This is a genomic window from Clostridium sp. BIOML-A1 (genome assembly GCF_009874105.1).
Taxonomy (GTDB): domain Bacteria; phylum Bacillota; class Clostridia; order Lachnospirales; family Lachnospiraceae; genus Coprococcus.
This window is the reverse complement of record NZ_WWTL01000002.1, coordinates 151,925-176,186: the sequence shown is the minus strand read 5'-3', so window position 1 is coordinate 176,186 and position 24,262 is coordinate 151,925. Positions and strand designations below refer to the sequence as shown.

Below are 24,262 nucleotides of genomic sequence, written 5' to 3'. Positions count from 1 at the left end.
TATATGAAAGTATTGATGGTATCATTGGGCTGCGATAAGAACCTTGTGGACAGTGAGGTAATGCTCGGACTTCTGCATAAGGCAGGACATGAGATCACAAATGATGAACATGAGGCAGAGGCAGTTGTTATCAATACCTGTGCATTTATCAAAGATGCGCAGGAAGAAAGTATTAATACGATAATAGAATACGGAGAGCTGAAGAAGACAGGATCATTAAAGAAGCTGATCGTTACCGGCTGCCTGTCACAGCGATATAAAGATGATATCCTTGCAGAACTGCCGGAGATCGATACGATCGTCGGAGCTGCAAATTATGACGCGATCGTAGATGCGATCAGTTCTGAGGAGAAACATTCCTTTGTTACGGATATTAATTATATGCCGGAGACAGTTGGCGGACGTATCGTTACGACCGGAGCTTCTATGGCATATCTGAAGATCGCAGAGGGGTGCGGAAAAATGTGTACTTACTGTGCAATCCCATATATCAGAGGAAAATACAGAAGTATTCCGATGGAACAGCTTCTGGCATCTGCAAAAGAGCTTGCTGCACAGGGAGTAAAAGAACTGATCCTTGTTGCACAGGAAACAACACTCTATGGAGTGGATTTGTATGGTGAAAAGACACTTTCAAAATTATTACATGAACTCTGCAAGATCGAGGAAATCCAGTGGATACGTTTGATGTACTGCTATCCGGAGGAGATCACAGACGAGCTGATCGATACGATCGCAGAGGAAGAAAAGGTCTGTCATTATCTCGATATACCGATCCAACATTCAGAAGATCCTGTATTGCGACGCATGGGAAGACGTACCTGTAAAAAGAATATTGTGGAATTGATCGCAAAGCTTCGTATGCGGATTCCTGATATTGCGATCCGTACAACGCTGATCGCAGGATTTCCCGGTGAAACAGAAGCGGATCATGAAGCGCTTATGGAGTTTGTGAATGAGTCGGAATTTGACCGCCTGGGTGTGTTTACATATTCACCGGAGGAAGGGACTCCGGCAGCATCATTTCCTAATCAGATTGAAAATGAGGTTGCAGAAAAATGGCGGGATGATATAATGGCATTGCAGCAGGAAGTATCATACGACAAGAATCAGGAGCTGCTTGGCAAGAGTCTTACAGTACTGATCGAAGGCTATGTTGCAGAAGACGATGTATATGTCGGAAGAACTTATCGGGATGCGCCCGATGTAGATGGTATGGTATTTGTTGATGCACCGTATGAGCTGATGTCCGGCACCTTTGTACAGGTTCGGATCACAGATGCAAATGAATATGATCTGACAGGGGAGATGATAGAATGAATTTACCAAACAAATTAACAATATTGAGAGTTATAATGATTCCATTTTTTGTTGTGTTTATGTATCTTGATTTTGCAGCAGCCAAATGGATTGCGCTTGGTATCTTTATCGCTGCAGCGATCACGGATACATTAGATGGACAGATCGCAAGAAGATGTAATCTGGTCACAACATTTGGAAAATTCATGGATCCGTTAGCAGACAAGCTTCTGGTATGTTCTGCAATGATCGCACTGGTCGATCAGGGACGGATTCCTGCATGGATCGTTATTATCATCATTGCGAGAGAATTTATCATTAGCGGATTCCGGCTGATTGCAGCAGAAAAGGGTGTTGTTATTGCGGCTGGTATCTGGGGCAAATTAAAGACTGTTGTCCAGATGGTCATGGTTTGTTTCCTGATCGGTAATCTTGGTGGAAAAGTGATATTTGTAATCGAACAGGTGCTGATCTACGCTGCACTTGTATTAACGATCATTTCACTGATCGATTATCTGGTATCAAACAAAAATGTCCTGAAGGATTAATATAAAGTTAAAAGCTGTATAGTTATGAACAACTAACCACAAAATAGACAATTATGGGGAAAATGGGGTATTTTCTGACAATTACTTCCACTTTCCCCTTTTGTTTTTTAAGTAAAAATAGCAGGGATGTTCGATTGTTAAAAAGTGCTGAAAAAACTGTGTCGTAATGATAATTTTACTTGAAATAAATTCGTAAAGGCTTTACAATAAAATCGGCATAAATTTGGAATTACTTTTATGTAACTCCTAAAAATAAATTTAATGGAGGACTAGAAATGAGCAACAAACTCACCCTGTCAGCAAGCGATAGAATTAATGCATTGCTTGATGACGCAAGCTTTGTTGAAATCGGTGCTTATGTGAAAGCAAGAAATACTGATTTTAACATTCAGGATAAGGATACTCCAAAAGATGGTGTTATCACCGGATATGGTGTTATCAATGGCAATTTAGTGTATGTATACAGTCAGGACGCTAAAGTTTTAGGCGGTTCTGTTGGTGAGATGCATGCTAAGAAGATTGCAAAAATTTATGATATGGCTATGAAGATGGGTGCACCTGTCATCGGTATGATCGACTGTGCAGGACTCAGACTTCAGGAAGCTACAGATGCACTGAATGCATTTGGTGAAGTATATGGCAAGCAGGTTATGGCTTCAGGTGTTATTCCTCAGATCACAGCTGTTTTTGGTGCATGTGGCGGCGGTGCTTCCCTTGTTCCATCATTATCAGACTTCACTTTCATGACAAAGGAAGGTGCAAAGTTATTTGTAAATTCTCCAAACGCTTTAGCAGAGAACAATATTACAAAGTTAGATACTTCCGCAGCTGATTATGTAAGTGAGAATACAGCAAATGTAGATGGTGTATTTGAGACAGAAGAAGAATTACTTGGTATGATCCGTGCATTGGTTGAGGTTCTTCCAAGCTGTAATCTGGACGACAAGGAAGCTTCTGCAAATGACAATCCAAACAGAATTATCCCAAATCTTGATTCTTACAAGAACGATCCAAGAGCAGTGATCCAGAATATTGCCGATGATTCTCTTGTGCTTGAGATGAAGAAGGAATATGCAGGAGATGTTGTTACAGCTCTGATCCGTATGGATGGTATCACAGTTGGATGTGTTGGTAATCAGGAAGATACGATCACAACAGCGGGTGCATATAAAGCAGAAGAATTTGTAGATTTCTGTGATGCATTTAACATTCCTGTTCTTACACTTGTAAATGTAACAGGTTTTGCTGCAACAGTTGAAGAAGAGAAGACCATCTCAAAGGCTCTTGCAAAGCTTACAAATGCATATGCAGATGCAACAGTTCCAAAGGTTACGGTTGTTATGGACAAGGCCTATGGAACAGCATATACGGTTATGAACTCCAAGGCAATCGGAGCTGATATGGTATATGCATGGCCGGATGCAGTGATCGGTACTATGGATCCTGAGATGGCAGTTAAGATCATGTATGAAGATGAACTTGCAGCAGCAGACGACAAGCTTGCATTCATCAAGGAGAAGAAAGCAGAATATGTTGCAGCTCTTTCAGGAGCAGCTTCGGCAGCATCCAGAGGATATATCGATGATATCATCGAGCCTGATGCTACAAGAAAGAGAGTGATCGCAGCGATCCAGATGCTCCTTTCAAAGGAAGAAATGAGACCTTATAAGAAACACGGTACTATATAAAAGGAGTGACAACTAAATGAAGAAAAAATTATTATTAATAGTTTCTATGTTAGCTGTTACTTTTATGTTTGCCGGATGTAGTGCTTCTGATGATAACGGAGTAAAATTTGCTTATAACGATCAGGAGATCGCTCAGGTAGCAAAAGATGCCTGTGAGACATATCAGAAATATGCAAGCGCAGATGAGACCTATAACTATGTTATAGAAGCAGGCGAGGATGCAGGGGTTTCTGAAAATGAGATAGAAGCAGTCAAGTCATTCCGTAATATCGGTGATGAGTGCGGTGAGTTTAAAGATTTTACAGGTGAATACAAGATTACAGAGACAGAAGGAAATGTAATTGTAACTCTTTATGCTGACTGTACAGAAAAAGAAGCGTTGATCAAGGTAACATTTGTAGACAACAGTGCAACATATAACTTACAGAGATATCAGTTAATGAATCAGTATGGTTACAGTGAAGAGCAGGCTGATGAAGCCCTTGCTTCACAGGGCATGTATCCATATAAGTCAACTGATGTTGAGATTGCAGCAAACATGACATTTGAAGATAAGATGAAGGCAGCCGGAACCAACACCCTGATCGGTATGGCAACTGTATTCGTTGTTCTTATCTTTATATCATTTATCATCTATCTGTTAAAATTTGTTCCCGGCTTCTTTGATAAAGAAGCAAAAGCAGCCAAGAAGGCAGCTAAAAAAGCAGCAGAAGCAGCTAAGGCAGAGCCTGTTGCTGAGACAAAGGAAGAAGATGCAGGATCTGCACCGGCAGGACAGATTGTTGACATCGTTAAGACAGAAACAGGTGAAAGCGTAATGAATGATTCTGAACTGGTTGCAGTTATCACAGCCGCAGTTGCTGCTGCATCAGCAGGACAGAATGCATATACAACGTATCCAAGCAAAGATAAGCTTGTGACACGCCCGATCAGACGTATTAAGAGATAATAATAGGAGGATATATCGATGAAGAATTATAGAATTACAGTAAATGGTACATCATATGATGTTTCAGTTGAAGAATTAGCAGGTGGCGTTGCCCCTGTAGCAGCACCAGTTGCAGCAGCTCCTGTAGCTGCACCGGCACCAGCGGCAGCACCGTCACCAGCACCGGCAGCTAAGTCAGCAGGCGCAGGTTCCATTAAGGTTGCTTCTCCGATGCCTGGCAAGATCCTTGATGTTAAGGCAAATGTTGGTGATGCAGTTAAGAAGGGACAGGTTATTCTGATCCTTGAAGCTATGAAGATGGAAAACGAAGTTGTTGCTCCGGAAGATGGTACAGTAGCAAGCATCGACGTTGCATCAGGTGCAACTGTTGAAGCAGGAGATACATTAGCAACTCTGAACTAATGCTGTACTTGTATAAATCTGATAGGAGGAACGACTAAATGAGTAGTATAGTTGACGTATTGTCAAATTTAGCAAATCAGACAGGTTTTGCAAGTCTTGACTGGAAAAATTACGTTATGATCCTTGTAGCGTTCGTTTTCATGTTCCTTGCAATTAAGTTTGGTTTTGAGCCACTTCTTCTGGTACCAATCTCATTTGGTATGTTACTTGTTAACATGTTTCCAGATATAATGGCAGAAGGCGGATTATTACATTACTTCTACATGTTGGATGAATGGAGTATTCTTCCTTCACTGATCTTCATGGGTGTAGGTGCCATGACAGATTTTGGCCCGTTGATCGCAAACCCTGCAAGCTTTCTTCTTGGAGCTGCAGCACAGTTCGGTATCTACGGCGCATATTTCCTTGCTTTCCTGATGGGATTCAATGGTAAGGAAGCAGCAGCTATTTCTATTATCGGTGGTGCAGATGGTCCTACATCTATCTTCCTTGCCGGTAAACTTGGAATGGGTGGTACATTACTTGGACCAATCGCAGTAGCAGCATATTCTTATATGTCACTGGTTCCGATCATCCAGCCACCTATTATGAAAGCACTTACAACAAAGAAAGAGCGTCTGGTCAGAATGCCACAGCTTCGTCCTGTAACCAAGCTGGAAAAGATCCTTTTCCCAATTATCGTTACAGTCGTAGTTGTTCTGATCCTTCCTACAACAGCACCACTGGTTGGTATGCTGATGTTAGGTAACCTGTTCCGTGAGTGTGGTGTTGTAAAACAGCTTACAGAGACAGCATCCAATGCTATGATGTATATCGTAGTTATCTTACTTGGTACATCTGTTGGTGCAAGTACAAGTGCAGAAGCTTTCTTAAAGATCAGTACTTTAAAGATCGTATTACTTGGTCTGATCGCATTTGCATTCGGTACAGCAGCCGGTGTATTATTTGGTAAGTTAATGTGCCTGGTAACAAAGGGTAAGGTTAATCCGCTGATCGGTTCAGCCGGTGTATCTGCCGTACCTATGGCAGCCAGAGTTTCTCAGAAGGTAGGTTCCCAGTATGATCCTACGAACTTCCTTCTGATGAATGCAATGGGACCAAATGTTGCAGGTGTTATCGGTACAGCAGTTGCAGCAGGAACATTCCTTGCAATCTTTAATGTACAGTAATGATCATAATCATATGAGAATATATTCAGGAGGTTCGAAATGGCAGAAAAGAAACCGGTTAAGATTACCGAAACTGTATTACGTGATGCGCATCAGTCACTGATCGCTACCCGTATGACAACAGAACAGATGCTTCCAATCATCGATAAGATGGATAAGGTTGGATATCATTCTGTTGAGTGCTGGGGTGGTGCTACATTCGATGCATGTCTCAGATTCCTTAAGGAAGATCCATGGGAGAGACTTAGAAAATTAAGAGATGGTTTTAAGAATACAAAGCTTCAGATGTTATTCAGAGGCCAGAACATTCTTGGTTACCGTCATTATGCAGATGATGTGGTTGAGTATTTTGTTCAGAAGTCAATCGCAAATGGTATTGATATTATCAGAATTTTCGACTGCTTAAATGATATCAGAAACCTTGAAACTGCTGTTAAGGCATGTAATAAGGAAAAAGGTCATGCACAGGTTGCACTTTCCTATACATTAGGTGATGCTTATACACTTGATTACTGGAAAGATATGGCTAAGAGAATTGAGGATATGGGTGCAGATTCTATCTGTATCAAGGATATGGCAGGTCTTCTTGTTCCGTATAAGGCAACCGAGCTTGTTCAGGCATTAAAGGAAGGTTCTTCCCTTCCAATCCAGCTTCATACACATTATACATCAGGTGTTGCTTCCATGACATATATGAAGGCTGTTGAAGCAGGATGTGATATCATCGATACAGCAATTTCACCATTAGCACTTGGTACAAGCCAGCCTGCAACAGAAGTTATGGCTAAGACATTTGAAGGCACACCATATGATCCTGGATTTGATCAGAACCTTCTCGCAGAGATCGCTGATTACTTCAGACCATTAAGAGAAGAGTGGATTAAGTCCGGCCTTCTGAATCCAAAGGTTCTTGGTGTTAATGTTAAGACATTATTATATCAGGTACCGGGTGGTATGTTATCAAACCTTGTATCACAGTTAAAGGAAATGAACGCAGAAGATAAGTTCGAACAGGTTCTGGAAGAAGTCCCTAGAGTTCGTAAAGACTTCGGTGAACCACCTCTTGTTACTCCATCCAGCCAGATCGTTGGTACTCAGGCTGTATTAAATGTTGTTACAGGCGAGAGATACAAGATGTGTACAAAAGAGGCAAAAGCACTGGTTGCCGGCGAGTATGGTCAGTCTGTAAAGCCTGTTGATCCGGAAGTTAGAAAGAAAGTAATCGGTGATCAGGAGCCTATCACATGTCGTCCTGCTGATCTTCTTGAAAACGAGCTTGGTAAGATCGAGAAGGAAATGATTCAGTACAAGGAACAGGATGAAGATGTATTAACATATGCATTGTTCCCACAGGTTGCTGTTGATTTCTTCAAGTTAAGAGAAGCAAAGAAGACAAAGGTTGATGCAACACTTGTAAACAAAGAGGATAAGGCATATCCGGTATAAGATTATAAAGTGTTATGTCGTTTGAAAAATGGCATATGCAGGTATACTATGGGAAGAGCAGACTGGTGGTATCCGGTCTGTATCTTCCCATGTTTATATCATGAATTTTGTTATCTGTCGGATAAGGCGGAGACAGGGGGATTGCATTGAGTAGAGGTCTATGGGTATATCATGAATAAGAAGAAATATGTGAACCGAAATTATCTTACAACAACAAGAATTATAGCATTGGGCTTTCTTATCACAGTTATTGTAGGAACGATATTATTATCATTGCCGATTGCATCTGCAAACGGAACATGGACAGATCTCCTGACGGCTGCGTTTACATCGACGACATCCGTATGTGTGACAGGTCTGGTAGTCGTTGATACATTTTCCTATTGGAGTTTGTTTGGTAAAGGTGTGATATTAATTTTGATCCAGATCGGCGGACTCGGAATCGTTTCGATCATCACACTGTTTATGTTGTTATTCAGAATGAAGATAACCTTGAAAAGTACAATGCTGTTGCAGGATGCATTTAATCTGAACAGTAAGCAAGGACTTTTGAAGTTTACGATAAAAGTAATAAAGGGAACGTTTCTGATCGAAGGAATTGGAGCATTTATTTACAGTTTTTATTATTGCAGAGAATACGGATTATTAAAGGGAATCTGGTTTTCAGTATTTCATGCCGTTTCAGCATTTTGTAATGCCGGTCTCGACATTATGGGTGCGGACAGTTTGATTCCTTACCATTCCAATCTTTTGATGATGCTGAATACTTCTTTTCTGATCATTATGGGTGGAATCGGATTTATTGTATGGTGGGATACGGTTGAAGCGTTTCGAAGAATCCGTACAAAGAAATGCAGTATCCGGTCGGCATGGAATGGTGTTCATTTACAGACGAAGATCGCAATTTTTATGACATTGCTGTTATTGATCGGTGGTACAGTTGTTATCTATTTCCTTGAACGCTCTAATCCGGACACTCTTGGTAATTTATCCGAAAAAGACCGGATATTAAATGCTTTTTTTCAGTCGGTAACACTTCGTACGGCAGGATTTGCGGCTGTACCACAGGCAGCACTTCGACCGGTAACGGCTTTCTTCGGGGCGTTACTTATGATGATCGGCGGTTCGCCGGTTGGAACAGCTGGAGGAATGAAGACCGTAACCATTGCAGTTATTTTCTTTACATTTGCTGCCATGATCAGAAATCATGAGGATACGGAGGTCTTCAAGAGAAATATTCCGGTATCCGTTGTAAAAAAAGCAGTTGCAATTGTATTCTTAAGTATGAGTACAATATTTATAATGACGATATTATTGATGGCGACCAATGATGTGAATCTGCTGGATGCCTTGTTTGAGGTTGCAAGTGCTGTCTGTACAGTTGGATTATCCAGAAATCTGACGCCTGTTTTGAATACGGCAGGACAGATCATCATTATGATCTGTATGTATATCGGACGAGTTGGACCGATATCTATGGTGGTAGCATTTAATACACAGAACGGAAAACATCGGCTTCTTCATTATCCGGAAGAAGATGTGATCGTTGGATAAGGAGGAAAGTATGAAAAAATCATTTGCGGTAGTAGGGCTTGGGCGATTTGGAACAAATGTTGCCCTCACTTTGATGGAATCCGGTGCGCAGGTTCTGGCGATCGACAGTAATCCTGAATGTGTGAAGCGGATTTCATCACAGGTTACCTGTGCGGTGACGATCAATGTATGCGAGACAGAGAGTCTGAAAGAAGCAGGACTTGAGAATATGGATGGTGTTGTAGTTGCAATGGGTGATAATCTGGAAGCCAGTGCAATGACGATCATAACAGCAAAAGAACTGGGTGTTCCATATATTCTTGCTAAATCGAATAACGATGAAGCAGCAAAGATCCTGTCCAAGATCGGAGCGGATAAAGTTATCTATCCGGAAAAGGATGCCGGAATTAATGTTGCAAAAAAGCTCTTATGTAGCAATTTTCTGGAATTCTTTGAGATTTCGGATAACATCAATGTAGCAGAGATCTCGGTTCGACCGGAATGGGTCGGCAAGACATTAAAAGAACTTGATTTCAGAAGAAGTTATAATATGAATATCATTCTGGTAAAGGAAGACGGACGTTCGATTGACCATATCACCCCGGAGCTACAGTTAAAAGAAAGCTACAGACTGTTAGTGACTATATCGAATGAAGGTTTAAAGAGGATGATGCAATGAAAAAAATAATAGTAGTCGGTGGTGGTGCGGCCGGCATGATGGCTGCGATCACAGCTGCGGAAAATGGCTGCGAGGTTGTATTATTTGAAAAGAATGATCGCCTTGGAAAGAAGTTATTCATTACAGGTAAGGGGAGATGCAACCTGACAAATGCAGGGGATGCAGACCGCTTTTTTCAGTCGGTGACAACAAACAGTAAATTCATGTACAGTCCGTTTTATACCTTTGATAATCAGATGACGATTGATTTCTTTGAGAAACTTGGACTAAAGACAAAGGTAGAACGCGGAGATCGTGTATTTCCGGTCAGCGATCATTCATCTGACGTGATCGGAGTATTAAAAACGAAATTAAACCGAAATCAGGAGATCATGGTAGAACTACAGACGGAAGTTCAGAAGCTTATTATAGAAGATCAGGTAGTAAAAGGCGTACAGATCAAGACGGCACATGGAAAGAAAGATGTGTATGGAGATGCAGTCGTCATAACAACCGGCGGGATATCGTATCCGCTTACCGGATCAACCGGAGACGGATATCGGTTTGCCGAGAGCGCAGGGCACACGATCAAAGAGCTTTTACCATCACTTGTTCCATTTGAATTAAAGGATGAATTCTGCAAAGAACTTATGGGACTATCGTTAAAAAATGTAGAGCTTGTGATTAAATGTGGAAAGAAGTGTCTGTTTGAAGAACAGGGAGAGCTGTTGTTTACACATTTTGGCATCAGCGGTCCTCTGGTAATAAAGGCATCGGCATATCTTCATAAATATCTGGATAAGGATTTAAGCATGTATATCGATCTGAAGCCTGCGATGACAGAAGAAATGCTGGATGATCGTATCCTTCGGGATTTTAGCAAATATGCTAATAAAGATTTTCATAATTCACTTGGTGATCTGCTTCCGGTCAAACTGATCGATGTAGTCATAAAACGTTCAGGAATCGATCCGTATAAGAAGGTGAATTCAATCACAAAGGAAGAACGAAAGAATTTAGTAACCGTACTCAAACAGTTTACACTTTCGTTCCGGGGACTTCGCGGTTTTGAAGAGGCAATCATTACAAAAGGCGGCGTCAACGTAAAGGAGGTTGTTCCGTCAACAATGCAATCAAAACTTGTAGATCATCTGTATTTTGCAGGCGAGGTTTTGGATGTAGATGCACTGACAGGTGGATTTAATCTGCAGATCGCATGGTCAACCGGATATCTGGCGGGACTTGCATGTTCAGAAGGTAGTAACTAAAGTAAATGGATAAAAGGAGAGAAAAAATGAATATAGCAATTGACGGACCTGCAGGAGCAGGAAAAAGTACAATAGCAAAATTGGTAGCAGGAAAACTCGGATATATCTATGTAGATACCGGAGCAATGTATCGTGCAGTTGCACTTGCATTATTGAATGCAAAGACAGATGTAACGGATGCAGATGCAGTGGCCGAAGAGATCGCAGGGATCGAGATCACAATCTGTTATGAAGATCATGCACAGCAGGTATATCTGAATGGCGAGAATGTAACCGGAAGTCTCAGAAAAGAAGAGGTGGGTAACATGGCATCCAGATCATCTGCAATCCCATGTGTAAGAGAAAAGCTGTTAGATCTTCAGAGAAAGCTTGCAAGAGAAAATGATGTCGTTATGGATGGACGAGATATCGGTACAAACATTCTTCCAAATGCAGAAGTAAAAATCTATCTGACCGCTTCTTCCGCAGTTCGTGCAAAGAGAAGATATGATGAACTGACAGCCAAGGGAGAAACACCGGATATCAATAAAATCGAAACAGACATTATCACAAGGGACAAACAAGACATGGAACGTCCGATTGCACCACTGAAGCAGGCAGAGGATGCTGTATATCTTGACAGTTCAGATATGAGTATCGATGAGGTTGTAGCTAAGATCATCAGCATTGCAGAAAAATAAAACCGGAGTATGGACAAAATATGGAAATTATATTAGCAAAGTCGGCAGGATTCTGTTTTGGTGTACAGCGAGCCGTTGATACAGCGTATAAAGAAGCAGGGAAACAGCATGTATATACTTATGGTCCGATCATTCATAATGAAGAAGTGATCGAAGACCTGAGAAAAAAAGGAATATTGGTGATCGATGATCTTGCCGAACTTGATCAGCAGAAAGATGCAACGGTTATTATCCGGTCACATGGAGTATCGAAAGATGTTATGGATCAGTTGGAAGCCAGACATGTCAACGTGGTAGATGCGACCTGCCCGTTTGTAAAAAAAATCCATACGATCGCACAGGATGAGAGCAAAAAAGGAAACCGTATTATCATAGTTGGTAACAGGGATCATCCGGAAGTCGAGGGTATTATTGGCTGGTGTGAGACGAAAGCATATACGGTACAGAGCGTTTCAGAGACAGAAGATTTGGTGAAAAATATAGAAAATGAGCCGAATTTTGAGCAAATTAACTTTAGTTTAGTATCACAGACCACCTTTAATAAGAATAAATTTAAAGATATTGTTGATATTATTCGAAAAAAATTGTATAATGTGTTTGTTCATGAGACAATCTGTAATGCAACGGCAGTTCGACAGACGGAAGCAAGGAACATTGCAAAGACTGTAGATGCCATGATCGTTATAGGTGGTCGAAATAGTTCTAATACTCAGAAGCTATATGATATTAGTAAACAAGAATGTGAGAATACTTACTATATACAGACACTCGTTGATTTGGATTTGACTACTTTTGAATCCGTTAGTAGGGTAGGTATTACTGCGGGGGCATCTACCCCAAATTATATTATTAAGGAGGTTCATAGTAGCATGGCAGAGTTAAGTTTTGAACAGATGTTAGAAAATGATGAAAGCAAGGCGTCAATCAGACAGGGAGAGATTATCGATGGAACAATTATCGGTGTTAAGCCGGATGAGATCGTAGTTGATATCAAGTATAAGTCAGATGGTATCATTACCAGAAATGAATATACAAATACTCCAAACGCTGATTTAACAGAGTTGGTAAAAGTTGGGGATCCAATCACTGTTAAGGTTATCAAGACAAATGATGGCGAAGGACAGGTTGCTCTTTCATACAAGAGAGTTGCAGCAGAGAAAGTAAACGAGAAATTAGAAGAAGCATTTAATAATGGTGATATCCTTACAGGTAAGGTTGTTCAGGTTGTAAATGGTGGTTTAAATGTTCTTTACGAAGAGACAAGAATTTTCATTCCAGCAAGTCTTGTATCTGACTTATATGAAAAGAACCTTGATAAGTACTTAGACCAGGATATCGAATTCCAGCTTACAGAGTTCAATCCTAAGAAGAGAAGAATCATTGGTAACAGAAAGAAACTCATCGTTGAGAGAAAAGCTGCAGCTGCAAAAGAATTATTCGAAAAGATTGAAGTTGGCATGACAGTAGAAGGTACAGTAAAGAATGTAACAGATTTCGGTGCATTCATTGACCTCGGTGGTGCTGATGGACTTCTTCATATTTCAGAGATGTCATGGGGCAGAGTAGAAAGCCCTAAGAAGATGTTCAAGGTTGGTGACACTGTTAAGGCATTCATTAAGGACATCAATGGTGACAAGATTGCGTTAAGCTTAAAGTTTGATGAGACAAATCCATGGTTAAATGCAGAAGAGAAATATGCTGTTGGAACAGTTGTAACAGGTAAGATCGCACGTATGACTGACTTTGGTGCATTCGTTGAATTAGAGCCAGGCGTTGACGCATTACTTCATGTTTCACAGATTTCATATGATCATGTTGCAAAACCGGAAGATGTATATAAGATTGGTGATGAGATCGAAGCTAAGGTTGTTGATTTCAAACCGGAAGAGAAGAAGATCAGCCTGAGCGTAAAGGCATTACTTCCGGCTCCGGAGGAAACAGAGGAAGTTGAAGAAGCTCCTGTAGAAGAATAATCAAAGATTATTTCTTATAAAATGTAAAAATACCCACTGTTGAAATTTCATCAGTGGGTATTTTACTGTTTTATGTATATTATATTTTGCCTATAACCTTGCTCTTATTCCGCATTCTTGCAATTTCCGCTTTTGCAGTATGTCCCGGAACTATTTGATCTGCTTTAAAATATTGAGGAGATATTCTTTTAACTGTATCCTGTCATTGATGAAAGCATCATCCAGTTCGATGTATCCGTCTTTATCGGTATGTTCGTATTTGAATATATGAGGCATTTTAAATTTGTTCTGTCGGATGAATACACTTGACTTTGTTGTGTACGCAGTTTCCGGGCGGGCTTTTTCTTTATAGGCGTTTTCTACATAACAGGCAACATCCTTGTGGATGGCAGTCTGTTCTAATGGCAGATAGAAATAATTCTTATAGTCCTTATAAAAATATTTCAGTGTATCATGGATAGCCGGAATATTGATCGTCACGATTTCATCTTTGCCTGAAATATGTATATCATTGCAGTTGGTATCAAATGGAATCGCAAGTTTTCTTGTCTGCATACAGATCATAAACTGTGTATCGGTGCAGGTGGTTTCCGATATCTCAAAGTCGCCATCAAAGAAAGAAGTAAGGGTAAGTGCACCTGATACATAAAACAAGCCATAGATATCATCCTTATTATGAGACAGAAGCATATCCAGTAGTTGCGTATCCTTTGTACTTAGGTAGTCATGATATGTATCGATCAGAAGGCCACCTGAGTGAAATTCGTCCCGTTCTATTCCCATAACAGATTCCAGGGCGGATTGTTTCATTGAATCCATCCGGAGCAGCTTTTTATATTTTCTTATTTTACGGTATACATCAATACTGATAATTGAATCGAAGGATATCTCTTGCCGGAACTGTCTGTATTTTTCCTTTATATATGGAAGATCGAAGGTGTCACCGTTATATGTAACAAGATATTTGTAGTCAGACAATATATCTTTAAATACAGCGAGTATCTTTGGTTCGGAACAGCCATCATCATTGAATAATAAAGTGATGCGAAGCTGTTCATTATTTAAAATCGTTCCATATCCGATCAGATAGAGATCTGATCGGGCAGCACTTAATCCGGTTGTCTCGATGTCGAAGAACAGATATTGATCCGACGTTTCTTTCATCCAGTTCAGGTTAACCGAAGAAAGCGGCATGGTATAGCTATATTGAATCATAGTGTTTAACCTCAAATGTAAAATATATCATGTAATTTAGATTGAAAATTAAATTAGTTTTATAGTAGTAATTTAAAATACATCCTTATATGTAAAAAATCAATCGAATAATTTCATGATATGCCTCTGCGGTCAAAAAATCAATCAGATATTTCCATAACGAGAAAACTGTGTTATACTTGGCATAGTAAAATTCGGAGACATATCATTATGATAGCATATATTGCAGGAGCACTTGTTAGTGCAGGAGAGAATTATATAGTAATCGATAACCACGGAATGGGGTATCGGATCTTCGTATCCGGTAAGTTCCTTGAGCGCATTCCGGCATATGGAACGCAGATTAAAGTATACACACATATGTATATAAGAGAAGATGAATTGACATTATATGGGTTTCATTCAGAAGAGGAATTATCTGTATTCCGTATTCTGATCGGAATCAGCGGGGTAGGCCCGAAGGTCGCTATGGCGATCCTTACAGCTCTTACGATCCAGGAGCTTCAGCTCGCGGTGATCTCAGAGGATGCAAAGACGATATCAAAAGCAAATGGTGTCGGCACCAAGGGTGCATCAAGGATCATACTGGAATTAAAAGATAAGTTAAAGATGGAAGATATGATGGATGCAGCCTATGAGCAGTCGATCGCACAGAATACACAGGATGTAAATGCAGCAAGGGATGCGATACTTGCACTTGTAAATCTTGGCTATTCGAATTCGGAAGCAGCACTTGCCGTAAAAAAGATCGGCGATATCGGACAGATGGACACAGAAGCTATATTAAAGGCAGCATTGAAGAAATTAATATAAAAACGGATACAGGTGGACATAGTGGGCAGAATTATTTCAACAGAAGCAGATATAGAAGAATTAAATAGCGAATACAGTCTGAGACCAAAGTATCTGGATGAATATATTGGACAGAATAAAGTAAAAGAGAATCTGAAGATTTTTATAGAGGCGGCAAAGAGAAGAAATGAACCCTTAGATCATTTGCTTTTATATGGTCCGCCGGGACTTGGTAAAACGACACTAGCATCTATTGTCGCAAATGAGATGGGTGTCAATATCAAGATCACATCCGGACCGGCAATCGAGAAGCCGGGTGAACTTGCGGCTATTTTAAATAATCTCTCAGAAAATGATATATTATTTATTGATGAGATTCACAGATTAAACAGTCAGGTAGAGGAAGTCTTATATCCTGCAATGGAAGATTTTGCGATCGATGTTGTGATCGGTAAAGGAGCAGGAGCAAGATCGATCCGTCTGGATCTTCCCAAATTCACATTGATCGGTGCAACGACAAGAGCCGGTATGCTTACAGCACCGCTTCGTGATCGTTTTGGAATGGTAGATCGATTGGAGTTCTATTCACCGGAGGAATTGAAGCAGATTGTAATTCGTTCCGGAGATGTGCTTGGTGTAGAAACAGATGATGCAGGAGCCCTTGAGATTGCAAAGCGTTCCAGAGGAACCCCAAGACTTGCCAACCGTCTGTTAAAGAGATGTCGGGATTTTGCTCAGGTGTGCCACAATGGCTGTATCGATTATGAGGTCGCAAAGACTGCACTCGATAAGCTTGAGGTTGATTCTATGGGGCTTGATAATACAGACCGGAATATCTTGATGACAATGATAGAAAAGTTTGGAGGCGGACCGGTAGGACTTGATACTCTGGCTGCAGCCATCGGCGAAGATTCCGGAACGATAGAAGATGTATATGAACCATATCTTATTAAAAACGGTTTTATTAACCGGACTCCAAGAGGTCGGGTTGTGACCGAGCGGTGTTATAAGCATTTCGGACTGGATGCATTTATCGAATAGGAAATATATTAGTAGAATAACGAAAAATAAATACCTGCATGATATGCACGGATATAACAAATATAAAAGAAATAAAATGAATATATAAAGGAGGAGAGTTATGTCACAGAAAAATGATATCCCGGTGGTTATTAACAATAAAGTGTATACATTGAGCGGATTTGAAAGTGAAGAATATCTCCAGAATGTAGCGTCTTATATCAATGGTAAGATTCAGGAGTGTCAGTCTTCCGAAAGTTATCGCCGTTTTAATGCGGAATATCAGAGTGTATTACTTGCACTTAATATCGCAGATGATTATTTCAAAGCGAAGCTTCAGGTGAATCAGATGCTGACGGAGGATGACGATAAGGACAAACAGATTTATGACCTCAGACATGAAGTGATCGAGACACAGATCAAATATGAATCTGCACAGAAAATGATTGATGAATATAAAGAAAAAGTCAATGCTCTGCAGAGAGAAATAATAAAGTTGGAAGCAGAAAATAATGTTAAATAGACCTGAGATTTTAGCTCCGGCAGGCTCTATGGATGCGCTGAAAGCTGCGGTAAGTGCAGGCGCTGATGCATGCTATGCCGGAGGCGATATGTTCAGCGCCCGTGCATTTGCCGGAAACTTTGATACAACAGAATTACTGGAAGCAATTGATTACTGCCATATTCATAATGTGAAGTTATATATGGCAGTTAATACTTTGCTCAAAAATAGTGAAATGAAGAAACTGATTCCTTACCTTGAGCCTTTTTACAGGGAAGGTGTAGATGGGATTATTGTACAGGATGTCGGCGTTATAAGAAGTCTTTCACAGGCATATCCGGATCTGCCATTACATGGAAGTACACAGATGAGTGTATGCAGCACCTATGGGGCAGAATTTCTTAAAAATCTTGGGCTGACAAGATTTGTTCCTGCAAGGGAATTATCATTAAATGAAATAAAATCTATAAAAGAAGCAGTTGATATCGAGATAGAGACCTTTGTACATGGGGCGATGTGCTTTTGTTATTCCGGAAAATGCCTGATGAGCAGTTTTGCAGGTGGCAGAAGCGGCAATCGTGGACGTTGCGCACAACCTTGCAGAAAGGCTTATAACAGCAAACAATTTAATCATGAATATGCACTCAGCATGAAGGACATGTGTACACTTGCAAGCTTGCCACAGCTGATTGAGGCGGGTATTGACTCTTTTAAGATTGAAGGCAGAATGAAGAAACCAGAATATGTGGCTGCAGCGGTTTATGCATATTCAGAGATTACAGATGAATGTATAAACGGACATTTGAATGAGAAGCGGATCGCATATCATACAGACAGGCTAATGGATATCTATAACCGGGGCGGTTTTTCGTCCGGTTATTATTATATGAAGAACGGAAAAGAAATGCTTGCGAACAAGCGCCCGAATCATACCGGAACTTTAATCGGTAAAGTAGAAGCGGTGGAAGCACCATTTGTTTATATTCGTCTGGAACGTGGAATTCAGGCAAAAGATGTCTTGGAGATCCGTACCGGTACAGAACAGAATATTGAACTGACATCCAATGTAACTGCACAGGCAGGACAGAAGATTCGACTGAATGCAAATAATCTCCGGCAGATTCGAAAAGATATGCATGTATACCGGACAAGAAACAATGCGCTGATCGAAGATATCGGTGTACGTTTTATACAGAAAGAAAAACAGACGGATATTTATGGAAAGGTAACAGCAAAAATCGGAGAGCCGATCACTTTGGAGCTGTTTTCAGGTGTGGACGATATCTCGGTAAAAGTTAAAGGAGAATGTGTATCACAGGCTGCAAAACGTCCGGTTGAGGTGACGCAGATCATAGATAAGCTGTCAAAAACAGGAGGAACCGGTTTTAACTTTTATCTGGAATCAGAATGCGATGAGAATATCTTTATATCTCTTGGAAGTCTGAATGTATTAAGGCGGGAAGCTGTTCGCCGGTTGGAGCAGGCGCTGATCGGACGATATAGACGAAGGGTATCAGATGAGATGAAACCACTATATAACAGTCGGGAAGATATCAAGCGAAAAAATGAGATGAAAACCGATCTTAAAAGAGCTGCAGGTTGCTATGTGTCTGTAAAAACAATGGAACAATTTCAAATTGTTAATAATTATGAATTTGTACGTCATATCATTATCGATTATAATATAATACGTGAAGCAGAAGTCGGGAAGATGAACAGTGAGAAGAAAATTTATGTGGCGTTTCCTGATATCTTACGTGAAAACAAAAAGCATAACATGAAGGATCTTTATTTTCTGGCCGGAATGACAGATGGAATCTATGTAAAAAATATAGATGAACTGGGGCTTCTTAAAGAATACGGATATAAGGGAACTGTTCTGTTAGATTCTTTCCTGTATGCTTATAATGATGAAGCAATTCGCTTCTATAAGGATACATTTGATAATGTAATATTCGTGGGCTCGGTGGAACTGACTCATCATGAATTAGAAAGTCTTTGTACCGGTACGGTAGAACGGTTATACGGATATCAGCCGGTAATGATCACGGCACAGTGTTTTATCAATAATTATCTGGATGGCTGCGGTTATAACAGAAGCAAGCGCTTTTCGTTCCGGGATGAAAAGGGTAATCGCTTTTTCAGTGTAAATAATTGCAGAGATTGTTATTCAATTATCTATAACGGCGTACCGACAGATAATGTGAAGCAGTTGACAAATAACAGAAATACTGATATAACCAATGAATATTTGATTGATTTTACGATTGAATCCGTAGATCAGACGAAAAAGGTCATGGATCGATTGGAAAAGATTCAGACCGGTGAAACTGATATAGAATCGGATGAGTTAGATTATACAAGAGGACATTATATAAAGGGTATTGAATAATGGCAACAATAATTACTGAAATTTCAAAATATTTGATTATATTTTTTATGCTTTTATATACAGTTAAATGTTTTACGGTCTTGAAGCCTGTAAGAGAAGATAAAAAAAATCATGCACTTAATGTACAGATTTTCTATGTATTTATCATACATTTTCTGTGTTATCTGACCCTGTTTTTAAAATATAAAACAGTCAGTATTATTATTTTTTATCTGTTACAGATGATCGTATCCATTGTATATATGGTGTCTTATCACGGAATATATAAGAAATCATCCAGATTGATCACAAATAACATGTCATTTTTACTTTTGATCGGATATGTTATGCTGACCAGACTGGATTTTGATCTGGCAAAAAAGCAGTTTGCTTTCGCTACAATCACATTAGTTATTACTGCATTTATTCCGCTTGTTATTGTCAAATGCAAGAATCTTAAGAACTGGGATATTTTTTATGCAGTATTAGGAATCGGTTTCCTAAGTACGGTCTTTATTCCGTTTCTTGGAGTATCCAAATATGGTTCTACGAACTGGATCCAGATAGGATCGATCTCTTTGCAGCCGATGGAATTTGTTAAAATAATATTTGTATTTTTCCTTGCAAGTGCGCTTAATAAAGCGAGGAGTTTTAAGGATTTGATAAAGGTCACGGTTGTATCCGGATTATTTATGCTGGTGCTTGTTGCAGAAAAGGATCTTGGTGGTGCGGCTATCTTTGTTATGATCTTTATCATGATGGTATATCTTGCAACACAGAAGACGATGATCCTGATTGGAGGACTTGGCGGCACGGCGGTTCTTGCAACTGTAGGATATATGATATTTAAGAACAAATTCAGTCATGTGACAACCCGAATCAATGCATGGTTAGATCCATTTTCTTATATTAATGATGCAGGTTATCAGATTTGTCAGTCGTTATTTGCTATTGGATCGGGTGGAATGGAAGGACGCGGTCTGGGAAAAGGTTTACCGACTGCGATACCGGTTGCATCCAGTGATTTTATTTTTTCAGCAATCTGTGAGGAGTTCGGCGTAATCTTTGCACTTTGTCTGATCCTTATGTATATCAGTTGTTTTATTTATTTTATTAATATCTCAATGAAGATAAGAAATACTTTTTATAAAAATGTAGCATTTGGATTTACAATATGTTTTATATTCCAGACATTTTTAAATATTGGCGGTGTAACGAAGTTTATTCCTTCTACCGGTGTAACACTTCCGCTTGTCAGTTATGGTGTAAGTTCGGTAGTGAGCACATTATTCCTGTTTGGTATTATTCAGGGAATCTGTGTACTTGAAAATAATGGAGTTGGTGGCAATGAAGAACAAACGATCTACAAACAAAGCAATCATGAAGAAGTATTCTCAGGGGAGTAGAGAAGAAATCGAAAAAAAGAAAAATGATAAAAAGAACGTTCCTGTACTTATAGTGACATATTTTGTTGTCTTTATCTTTATTGGAATGATGGCGCATCTGATCAAATATGTAATCGTGGATTCAGATTCTGATATCGCAAATTCCTACAATAAAAGACAGAACCTGTATGCGGAGACAGTTATCAAAGGACAGATTATTTCGGATGATGGTGTTGTTCTTGCGGAGACAAAGACAGATGACGATGGAAATGAAACAAGAGTTTATCCGTACAGCAATATGTTCGCCCATGCAGTCGGATATGACAGCAATGGTCAGGCAGGACTTGAGATGGCATCAAATTATTATCTGTTGACCTCGAATCAGAATATCCTATATCGTGTGTACCATGCATTATCAAATAAAAAGAACATGGGAAATAATGTTATAACTACATTAGATTATGATCTTCAGAGTACAGCTTATAATGCACTGGGAAGCAATGATGGCGCGATTGTTGCGATAGAGCCGTCTACCGGTAAGATCAAGGTGATGGTTTCCAAACCGGATTTTGACCCAAACCAGATTTCATCTGTTATAGAAGAAACAGCAAATTCAGATAGTTCGTGCCTGTTAAATCGCGCAACACAGGGAATGTATCCACCGGGATCTACATTTAAGATACTTACAACCCTTGAATATATCAGGGAAAATCCAAATTATAAATCATATTCTTATGAATGTGAGGGTGAGGGAATCTTTAACAGTGTATCCATACATTGTTATAATCATAAAGTGCATGGAACGGTGGATCTGGAACAGTCACTTGCATATTCCTGTAATACTTCATTTTCCAATATAGGTACAAAGCTTGATATGGATGCTTTAAACAAGCTATGTGAGGATTTTCTGTATAATAAAGAACTTCCGTATGACGGATATTATTATAAATCCAGCTATTCACTGACATCAAAGACAGATAAATCTCTGATTCCTCAGACTGTGATCGGGCAGGGAAAGACATTGATTACGCCGCTTCACAATGCGATGATCATGTGTACGATCGCAAATGGCGGTGTTCTTATGAAGCCGTATATGATGGATCGAATTGAGAATTGTGACGGAAGCGTTGTAAAGAAATTCTCTAAGAGCTCTTATGGCAGGATCATTTCCGCAAAAGAGGCACAGACATTAACGGATCTTATGCGGTCTGTTACGGACTATGGAACAGCTTCTGATTATTTTTCAGGTGCAGATTATACGGTAGCCGGCAAAACGGGAACAGCGGAATTTAATGAAAATAAGGACTCCCATTCCTGGTTTATCGGGTTTTCAAATATTAACAATCCTGATCTGGTGGTCTGCGTTCTGGTGGAGAATGCGAGTAATACAGGAACTTCGGCGACGTCCATAGCCAGAAAGATATTTGATGCATATTATGATTAATCAGCTTGAAATAATGCAGTAATACTGATATACTTATAACCAATTAAGGGCTGGCAGATGTAAGTCGGTTCAGAGTTTTATTCGTAGTCGAATGTGAGTAGAACTTGAAGCATTTACAACACCGAAAAGACAGGAGGATTTGCTGTGATCGAAGCAACAAGCTGCGGAGGTGTGGTAATCTTCAGAGGAAAAGTATTATTACTGTACAAAAACTACAAAAACAAATATGAAGGATGGGTTCTCCCGAAGGGTACAGTTGAAAAAGGTGAAGAGCATAACCAGACTGCACTCAGAGAAGTAAAAGAGGAGACAGGTGTTAGCGCATCTATTATTAAGTATGTAGGAAAAAGCAATTATACATTTAATACTGCTTTTGATGTGGTAAACAAGGATGTACACTGGTATCTGATGATGGCGGACAGCTATTACAGCAAACCGCAGCGTGAAGAATATTTTGTGGATTCCGGTTACTACAAGTATCATGAAGCCTACCACCTTCTGAAGTTTCCGAATGAAAAGGATATTCTGGAACAGGCATATGCAGAGTATGTAGAACTGAAACGGAATAATCTTTGGGGAAGCAGAAAGTATTTTTAAGGTTTAAAATCTGACTGTTTATTTAGAAATAGTCAGATTTTTACTTTATAATAATAAATTACAGTTGCATAAAAATTACATAAGGAGGATCTCGATTCGAATGAAAGAATCAAAAGAAAAGGCAGACATGGATAAGAGACAGCCGGATCAGAATTCAGATTATGATGATTCGTTAAAAAATATGAAAAAAAAGAATGGATTATTTTTAAATATCATACTTGTGCTGTGTATTCTGGTCTTCCTTGGCTGCGGCGGTTATCTGGGTATCTATTTTTATACGAATTATAAAGCGGAAACAGCGTTTTCGGCTATTAAGGAAACGGTAGAAGATGGTGACTGCACAGATGATAAAGGAGAACCTGTCTATGTAACAGTACAGAAGAAGCAGGTTTATAAAAAATATGCTTCGGTATATGAGGAGAATCCTGATTTTATCGGTTGGCTCTATATCTATGGAACGAGGATCGATTATCCGGTTATGTATACGCCGAATGACGAGGAGTATTATATTCACAGAAACTTTAATGGAGAATACAGTGCGGCAGGTACTTTATTTGCAGCGGCAAACTGCAGCCCGACAGGTGAAGTATCTGATAATGTTATCCTGTATGGTCACAATATGAAAGCCGGAAGCATGTTTCACGATCTGTTAAAATATGAGGATGAAAATTTCTATAAGGAACATAAGACGATCATTTTTGATACTTTAGATGGACCGGGTACTTATACCGTGATTGCAGCCTTTTATACCAAGGCATATCCGGAAGATGATACAGAGCATTATAATATATATAGTTTTATTAATGCCGAATCGGAAACAGCATTTGATGATTATGTAAGCCGCGCAAAAGTAAATACACCATATACAATAGAAGAAACAGCTTCTTATGGTGATCACCTGCTGACATTATCAACCTGTGCATATCATACAGATAACGGACGGTTTGTAGTCGTTGCAAAGAAGATTGATAACAGCAGCCGATTACAGTAACAGGGACAGCGCACCGATAGGAAACAAAATTACATTTGCAGAGCAGCTTAAGTCTCATATAAATAAAAAGCCACCAAATCTGGTGGGCAAAAGGTGGGCAAACATATTGCATTAAGGGGCAATTTAGGGGCAAAATGTTACATTTAATTGCATATGTGATACAATATGAAGCGCCTAGAAACGGCTTAAAACCTAGCTTTTTTCAATTATATTCATAGTTGGGAAAAATTTAGAAAGTGCCGGCAGCGGGACTTGAACCCGCACGATGTTGCCACCAACAGATTTTGAGTCTGCCTCGTCTGCCAATTCCGACATGCCGGCGTTTGTGAACC

General features: G+C 39.7%; 21 protein-coding genes and 1 tRNA gene. 20 read left to right on the top strand and 2 right to left on the bottom strand.

The features are described from left to right. Positions 1-3: 3 nt before the first annotated feature. The 12 genes from rimO to GT641_RS02320 all read left to right on the top strand — a co-directional run bounded on the left by rimO (position 4) and on the right by GT641_RS02320 (position 13,613). Positions 4-1,320 carry a 30S ribosomal protein S12 methylthiotransferase RimO gene (gene rimO / locus GT641_RS02375; protein WP_161116735.1) on the top strand — a complete coding sequence of 439 codons (1,317 nt, stop codon included), beginning with the start codon at positions 4-6 and terminating at the stop codon, positions 1,318-1,320. Beyond that, the gene (gene pgsA, locus GT641_RS02370; protein WP_117784883.1) at positions 1,317-1,847 is read left to right on the top strand and encodes a CDP-diacylglycerol--glycerol-3-phosphate 3-phosphatidyltransferase; all 531 of its coding nucleotides are present in this window, start codon (positions 1,317-1,319) and stop codon (positions 1,845-1,847) included. Before rimO ends, pgsA begins: the two co-directional genes overlap by 4 nt. Before the next feature lie 275 nt (positions 1,848-2,122). After that, positions 2,123-3,535 (top strand): carboxyl transferase domain-containing protein, encoded by a 1,413-nt coding sequence (locus tag GT641_RS02365; protein ID WP_008400763.1) that lies wholly within the window; start codon positions 2,123-2,125, stop codon positions 3,533-3,535. 16 nt (positions 3,536-3,551) lie between these two features. After that, on the top strand, positions 3,552-4,484 hold the full coding sequence (locus GT641_RS02360) for an OadG family protein (RefSeq protein WP_161116734.1): 933 nt from the start codon (positions 3,552-3,554) through the stop codon (positions 4,482-4,484). 18 nt (positions 4,485-4,502) lie between these two features. After that, positions 4,503-4,886, top strand: a complete 384-nt coding sequence (locus GT641_RS02355) for a biotin/lipoyl-containing protein (protein WP_161116733.1) — start codon at positions 4,503-4,505, stop codon at positions 4,884-4,886. Positions 4,887-4,924: 38 nt separating this feature from the next. After that, the gene (locus GT641_RS02350; RefSeq protein ID WP_008400766.1) at positions 4,925-6,055 is read left to right on the top strand and encodes a sodium ion-translocating decarboxylase subunit beta; all 1,131 of its coding nucleotides are present in this window, start codon (positions 4,925-4,927) and stop codon (positions 6,053-6,055) included. A 39-nt stretch (positions 6,056-6,094) separates the two neighbouring features. After that, entirely contained in the window at positions 6,095-7,501 is a 1,407-nt protein-coding gene (locus GT641_RS02345) for an oxaloacetate decarboxylase subunit alpha (protein WP_008400767.1), read from the top strand. 171 nt (positions 7,502-7,672) lie between these two features. Further along, positions 7,673-9,055, top strand: a complete 1,383-nt coding sequence (locus GT641_RS02340; protein WP_008400769.1) for a potassium transporter TrkG — start codon at positions 7,673-7,675, stop codon at positions 9,053-9,055. A 10-nt stretch (positions 9,056-9,065) separates the two neighbouring features. Further along, positions 9,066-9,713: a TrkA family potassium uptake protein gene (locus tag GT641_RS02335; protein ID WP_044944946.1), complete on the top strand. Its 648-nt coding sequence runs from the start codon at positions 9,066-9,068 to the stop codon at positions 9,711-9,713. Next, complete coding sequence (locus tag GT641_RS02330) at positions 9,710-10,960, top strand: NAD(P)/FAD-dependent oxidoreductase (protein ID WP_161116732.1); 1,251 nt, start codon at positions 9,710-9,712, stop codon at positions 10,958-10,960. The genes GT641_RS02335 and GT641_RS02330 overlap by 4 nt, the downstream gene beginning before the upstream one ends. A 26-nt stretch (positions 10,961-10,986) precedes the next feature. Beyond that, positions 10,987-11,640: a (d)CMP kinase gene (gene cmk, locus GT641_RS02325; protein ID WP_044944949.1), complete on the top strand. Its 654-nt coding sequence runs from the start codon at positions 10,987-10,989 to the stop codon at positions 11,638-11,640. A 20-nt stretch (positions 11,641-11,660) separates the two neighbouring features. After that, the gene (locus GT641_RS02320; protein WP_161116731.1) at positions 11,661-13,613 is read left to right on the top strand and encodes a bifunctional 4-hydroxy-3-methylbut-2-enyl diphosphate reductase/30S ribosomal protein S1; all 1,953 of its coding nucleotides are present in this window, start codon (positions 11,661-11,663) and stop codon (positions 13,611-13,613) included. Positions 13,614-13,763: 150 nt separating this feature from the next. Here the strand turns inward: GT641_RS02320 and GT641_RS02315 are convergent, their stop codons facing one another. Then, complete coding sequence (locus tag GT641_RS02315) at positions 13,764-14,828, bottom strand: ribonuclease H-like domain-containing protein (RefSeq protein WP_161116730.1); 1,065 nt, start codon at positions 14,826-14,828, stop codon at positions 13,764-13,766. A 210-nt stretch (positions 14,829-15,038) separates the two neighbouring features. On the opposite strand from GT641_RS02315, the gene ruvA reads away from it, so the two are divergent. The 8 genes from ruvA (at position 15,039) to GT641_RS02275 (ending at position 23,930) form a co-directional block, all read left to right on the top strand. Beyond that, on the top strand, positions 15,039-15,641 hold the full coding sequence (gene ruvA / locus GT641_RS02310; protein ID WP_008400775.1) for a Holliday junction branch migration protein RuvA: 603 nt from the start codon (positions 15,039-15,041) through the stop codon (positions 15,639-15,641). Between the two features lie 18 nt (positions 15,642-15,659). Continuing rightward, positions 15,660-16,661, top strand: coding sequence for a Holliday junction branch migration DNA helicase RuvB (ruvB, locus tag GT641_RS02305; protein WP_044945030.1), 1,002 nt, complete (start codon positions 15,660-15,662; stop codon positions 16,659-16,661). Between the two features lie 100 nt (positions 16,662-16,761). Further along, on the top strand, positions 16,762-17,163 hold the full coding sequence (locus GT641_RS02300) for a cell division protein ZapA (protein WP_008400777.1): 402 nt from the start codon (positions 16,762-16,764) through the stop codon (positions 17,161-17,163). Next, complete coding sequence (locus GT641_RS02295) at positions 17,153-19,534, top strand: U32 family peptidase (RefSeq protein WP_161116729.1); 2,382 nt, start codon at positions 17,153-17,155, stop codon at positions 19,532-19,534. Before GT641_RS02300 ends, GT641_RS02295 begins: the two co-directional genes overlap by 11 nt. Further along, positions 19,534-20,919 (top strand): FtsW/RodA/SpoVE family cell cycle protein, encoded by a 1,386-nt coding sequence (locus GT641_RS02290; RefSeq protein ID WP_161116728.1) that lies wholly within the window; start codon positions 19,534-19,536, stop codon positions 20,917-20,919. The genes GT641_RS02295 and GT641_RS02290 overlap by 1 nt, the downstream gene beginning before the upstream one ends. After that, on the top strand, positions 20,861-22,342 hold the full coding sequence (locus GT641_RS02285) for a penicillin-binding transpeptidase domain-containing protein (protein WP_243143672.1): 1,482 nt from the start codon (positions 20,861-20,863) through the stop codon (positions 22,340-22,342). The genes GT641_RS02290 and GT641_RS02285 overlap by 59 nt, the downstream gene beginning before the upstream one ends. A gap of 144 nt (positions 22,343-22,486) precedes the next feature. Then, positions 22,487-22,939 carry an NUDIX domain-containing protein gene (locus tag GT641_RS02280; RefSeq protein ID WP_008400781.1) on the top strand — a complete coding sequence of 151 codons (453 nt, stop codon included), beginning with the start codon at positions 22,487-22,489 and terminating at the stop codon, positions 22,937-22,939. 100 nt (positions 22,940-23,039) lie between these two features. Then, positions 23,040-23,930 (top strand): class B sortase, encoded by an 891-nt coding sequence (locus GT641_RS02275; protein ID WP_243143671.1) that lies wholly within the window; start codon positions 23,040-23,042, stop codon positions 23,928-23,930. Positions 23,931-24,167: 237 nt separating this feature from the next. Here GT641_RS02275 and GT641_RS02270 read toward each other — a convergent pair. Then, positions 24,168-24,251 (bottom strand) — tRNA-Leu (locus GT641_RS02270). Positions 24,252-24,262: the final 11 nt, after the last annotated feature.